At 57.7% G+C, this 4,444-nt stretch carries 4 protein-coding genes; all 4 read left to right on the top strand.

The window, feature by feature from the left end; all coding sequences use genetic code 11:
• Nucleotides 1-199: 199 nt before the first annotated feature.
• A complete protein-coding gene (locus ACN4F8_RS17100) occupies nucleotides 200-859 on the top strand; it encodes a response regulator (RefSeq protein ID WP_419474666.1) in 660 nt (219 codons plus the stop codon).
• Nucleotides 859-2,232: an ATP-binding protein gene (locus ACN4F8_RS17095; protein WP_419474665.1), complete on the top strand. Its 1,374-nt coding sequence runs from the start codon at nucleotides 859-861 to the stop codon at nucleotides 2,230-2,232. Before ACN4F8_RS17100 ends, ACN4F8_RS17095 begins: the two co-directional genes overlap by 1 nt.
• Nucleotides 2,233-2,346: 114 nt before the next feature.
• Complete coding sequence (locus tag ACN4F8_RS17090; RefSeq protein ID WP_419474667.1) at nucleotides 2,347-2,739, top strand: YkvA family protein; 393 nt, start codon at nucleotides 2,347-2,349, stop codon at nucleotides 2,737-2,739.
• 230 nt (nucleotides 2,740-2,969) lie between these two features.
• On the top strand, nucleotides 2,970-4,444 hold a 1,475-nt coding region (locus ACN4F8_RS17085; protein WP_419474664.1), incomplete at its 3' end, for a phosphoethanolamine transferase.

Genomic DNA, 4,444 nt, shown 5'->3' with positions numbered 1-4,444 from the left:
GGAATGTAGAGTGGTCGTTCGTAGTGGTTCTGATAGAGCTGCCGCGATACCCGCGATGCGGTGGCCAAGGATGAAGTGCACCTCAATGTAAGGGCGGGTGAACATGGCGTCCTTGATCTCAATAGAACCTGGCTAAATTCCCAACCAGTGGACTGCCTTTTTGCGAGTGTTCCCGCGACTGACCCGCTCGCGTTCATCTATGCGAATCTTGCTGATTGAAGACGATCTGATGATCGGTAGGGCCGTGAAGCGTGGTGTGACCAAAGCGGGCTTCGTCGTTGATTGGGTTACCGATGGGCGCGAAGCCGAGTGTTCACTGGCAAACCGCGTGTACGACCTCGCGATCCTGGACCTGGGTTTGCCCAAGAAGGATGGTATGGCCATCCTTGCGACGCTTCGCCATGGGGGCAACTCCATGCCCGTGCTGATCGTATCGGCGCGCGATACGGTGCGAGACCGCATTTCGGGCTTGGAGGCCGGTGCCGATGACTACTTGCTGAAACCTTTCGACCTCGACGAGTTGATCGCTCGGGTACGAGCCTTGTTGCGTCGCCATGCCGGCAGCGGCGTGCCCATGCTGCGCTGCGGTGAACTGCAACTGGACCCCGTCAACAAACTGGTCACAAAGGGTGGTGCAACTGTCGACGTGACTGCAAAGGAGTTTGCGGTCCTTGAAGCCCTCATGCAAAGGCCAGGCGCAGTCCTGTCAAGAGAAAAGCTCGAGGACTCCGTTTATGGGTGGGGCAGCGAAGTCGGCAGCAATGCCATCGAAGTGCACCTGCATTACCTGCGCAAGAAGCTCGGTGCATCGGCTATCAAGAATGTGCGTGGCGTTGGATACCGCATTGCGGAGATGTGATGAGTTCGATCGAACGTACCCTGCTGACCTGGATTCTTGGAGCGTTGAGTCTGGGCGCCTTGCTGGTTGCATTGCTCACATACGTTGTCACACTCGATGAAATGCACGAGGTTTTTGATGCAGATCTCAAGAACATTGCACAAGCGGTAGCGAGTTACCACCACGCCGGGTACGGGCCAGGGGACGACAGTGTTGTGGTGCTGCCCAATCGAACCGACACGCCGGAAGATTCTGAGATCGTGACACTGACCTGGACGCGCGAAGGCAAGCGCGTGTTCGCTTCTGATCCCCGGGTTGAACTTCCGTTCAGCAGCACGCATGGACTGTCGCGCACCTCCGCAAATGGAGAAGACTGGATCGTCTATTCGAGCGTCAATGACGATGGGGTAGCCCAAGCAGCCCAGCGCGTATCTGCCCGTCAGGAGATGGCCGGGGAGTCGGCATCCAAAGTGCTCCCGCCCCTGTTGGGCCTTGTTGTTGTCGTTGGTGGACTGTTGATTTTTGGCTTGCGCAAAGGACTCAAGCCACTTCAAGGCGCAGCGCAAGACGTCTCACAGCGCAGCGCACATTCGCTGGACCCCATCTCACTGGATGGGGTTCCAAATGAGATCCAGCCGCTTGTGGTTTCGATCAACGACCTGATGACGCGCTTGGGCGAAGCGTTTGCGACGCAGCGTCGATTTTTGGCCGATGCGGCGCACGAGTTGCGAACTCCAATCACGGCGCTTCGTTTGCAGCTCCAGTTGCTCCAGGGGAGCGGCAACGATGCAGAGCGTTCGCAAGCGATGACTGAGTTTGCCAATGGGGTTGACCGCTCCCAACGGCTGGTGGAGCAGTTGCTGAACATTGCAAGAGCCGACGCCAACAGTGACCATTTTTCTCCGCAGCCGCTCAATTTGACGAAACTGGTGCAGTCGGTGGTGGCACGCTTCAGTCTGAAGGCCGACGTGCTCGACATTGATCTGGGAGTCAGTAGCGAGCCGACTTCCACTGGTGTTTGGGTGAATGGGGACTCTGAACAACTCACCGTGCTGCTGAACAACTTGGTCGAAAACGCGCTTCGATTCACGCCGGCGGGTGGCGTGGTCGACGTCAAGATTTCTCAAGATCATGACGCACTCCCAGTGCTTCGCGTCATCGACAATGGACCGGGTATTTCAGATGCTGAACGGGAACGGGTTTTTGATCGTTTCTACCGTGGGAGCGAAGCCACGGCGTTGGCACGCGACGGCTACGGCAGTGGTCTCGGGCTGGCAATCGTGCAAGCGATTGCCGCACGCCATGGCGCCCATGTCGGCTTGGCATCGCCTGCGGATCATCGGGGCCTTGAGGTCACTGTTCGGTTTCGGCTCAACGACCAGGCCGCAGAGTAGCGCCGCCAACTCCTTCAAGCGCAGGCGAGCCTCTCCATGCCTTGATCTGCAGAAAGCAGCTTCCGTGAAGCTTGACTCCAGAGGCAGGGGTGAAGATGTGGCATGCTCAAAACAATGACACTCAGCGGCAAACTCAAACGTTGGGCGAGGCGAATCAAACGAGATGGCGTGACCCTCTGGTTCGCTGGCAAACATCCTGCAACGCCGTGGCATGCGAAAGCGCTGGGAGCGTTCGTCGTGGCCTACGCGCTCAGTCCTATTGACCTGATCCCAGACTTCATCCCGGTTCTCGGCTACGTGGATGATGTTTTGCTGCTACCCGGACTCATCTGGCTGACTATTCGACTACTGCCAGATGAAGTTCTGGCCGATTGTCGCGAACAGGCCGACGAGTGGATGAAGGTGCAGGGATCGAAACCGAGCAGCCGACTCGGTGCAGCTTTGATCGTGCTCATCTGGATTGGGGTTTCTGCGGCTCTCTGGTTTTGGCTTGCCCCTAAAGGTTAGAGGCCGACGGATCACCGTCTTGGGCGTTATTCCATCTGGGTGCGTCCTTCTGCAATCTCACTTGCAGAGTGTCGGAGCAGGACAGATGCGTTGGTGACATCAACCACCTCATGTCATTGAACGCGTCCGGCGAATTAAGTCGCACTTAAGTCGCAGCGGCAAAAAATGTGAGCGATGGTATGTATTGAACATCGCTCCGATCCAGCCAAGGCGCTGGGCATCCCTCCAAGATGAGGCTGACACATGAAATCAGCACACGTCTTGGCCCACTGCTCCGAATCCGTCCACAGGTCAGTACCGAGGTTGTTGCGCTGGCGGCCAGCGTGTTCTTCGCGCTTGCGTGTAACTCGCAATTTTTGAAGGCCGCGCTGGCTGGACGGCTTGAGTCCGACCCATCAACCTGGATGTTCGGTGGCGCCATGGTGGTGATGCTCACCATGCTCCACTTGTTTTTACTGCTGCTGGTGCTGCACCGATCGGTCGCGCGCGAGCTGCTCAGCGTGCTGCTCATTGCCACCGCATTCGCAACTTACTACATGCAGCGGTTTGGCGTCTTCATGGACCCAAGCATGCTGCGCAATGTGCTGCGAACCGATGTGGCTGAAGCCCGCGAGCTGTTCAGCCTTGGCATGGTGCCTCATCTGGTGGTCTTCGCTGGACTTCCGCTTCTGCTCCTCTGGCGTGTTCAGATTAAAAAGCGCCCTTTGGCGCGAGCACTCGCGTTGCGTGGATTGGCACTGATGGCGACGGGAGTCTTGTTGATTGGCTCGGTGTTCGTTGTGTATCAGGACTTCTCGGCGCTCATGCGCAACCAAAAGGAGATGCGTTATCTCGTTACTCCCGCGAACTTCCTGTATTCAACGGCACGGGTTCTGACAGCCGATACGCGGCAAGCTGCGGTCGCACGAATGACGGTGGGCGCTGATGCACGACAGGGCGCCTCATGGAGCGCACGGCCACGACCCACCCTGCTGGTGTTGGCCATCGGAGAGACTGCTCGCGCTGCAAACTGGGGGCTGAATGGCTACGTCCGACAGACCACACCCGAGTTGGCCAAACAGGACGTCCTGAACTTCACCGATGTAACCGCCTGCGGAACCAACACGGAAACTTCGCTTCCGTGCATGTTCTCCGCAGTGGGTCGCCGAAACTACGACGAAGAGCGCATCCGCGGCAGCGAGTCTTTGTTGCATGTACTGGACCGAGCTGGCTTTCAGGTGCTCTGGCGCGACAACCAGTCTGGATGCAAAGGGGTATGCGATGGTCTTCCCACCCAGCAGATTGATCCTGCGCAATGGCCCGAACTGTGCGTTGACGGTCGGTGCTTGGATGACGCCTTGCTGAGTGGACTGGACACGGTCGCGCGGGATGCAAAGGGCAACTTGGTGGTCGTTCTGCACATGCTTGGCAACCATGGGCCGACGTACTACAAGCGATACCCCGATGCGTTCAGGCGCTTCTCGCCGACATGCGACACGGGCGAACTTCGAAAATGCACCAAGGAGGAGATCGTCAATGCCTACGACAACGCCTTGCTGTACACAGACCACATTCTGTCCAAGACGATCAACTTTCTGAAGCAACAAGAGCGGACCTTCGACACAGCCTTGATGTACGTGTCTGACCATGGGGAGTCCCTGGGAGAAAGTGGTCTGTACCTCCACGGTGTTCCATACGCCATCGCGCCCGATGTGCAGATCAAGGT

This window comes from Hydrogenophaga sp. (assembly GCF_048549895.1).
GTDB lineage: Bacteria > Pseudomonadota > Gammaproteobacteria > Burkholderiales > Burkholderiaceae_C > Hydrogenophaga.
Note: the sequence above shows the minus strand (reverse complement) of the source record. Positions and strands in the feature narration are given on the sequence as shown.

What these genes read in the sequence shown, in the direction of transcription:
- ACN4F8_RS17100 (WP_419474666.1), top strand. Translation starts at nt 200, where the DNA reads ATGCGAATCTTGCTGATTGAAGACGATCTGATGATCGGTAGGGCCGTG.
- ACN4F8_RS17095 (WP_419474665.1), top strand. Translation starts at nt 859, where the DNA reads ATGAGTTCGATCGAACGTACCCTGCTGACCTGGATTCTTGGAGCGTTG.
- ACN4F8_RS17090 (WP_419474667.1), top strand. Translation starts at nt 2,347, where the DNA reads ATGACACTCAGCGGCAAACTCAAACGTTGGGCGAGGCGAATCAAACGA.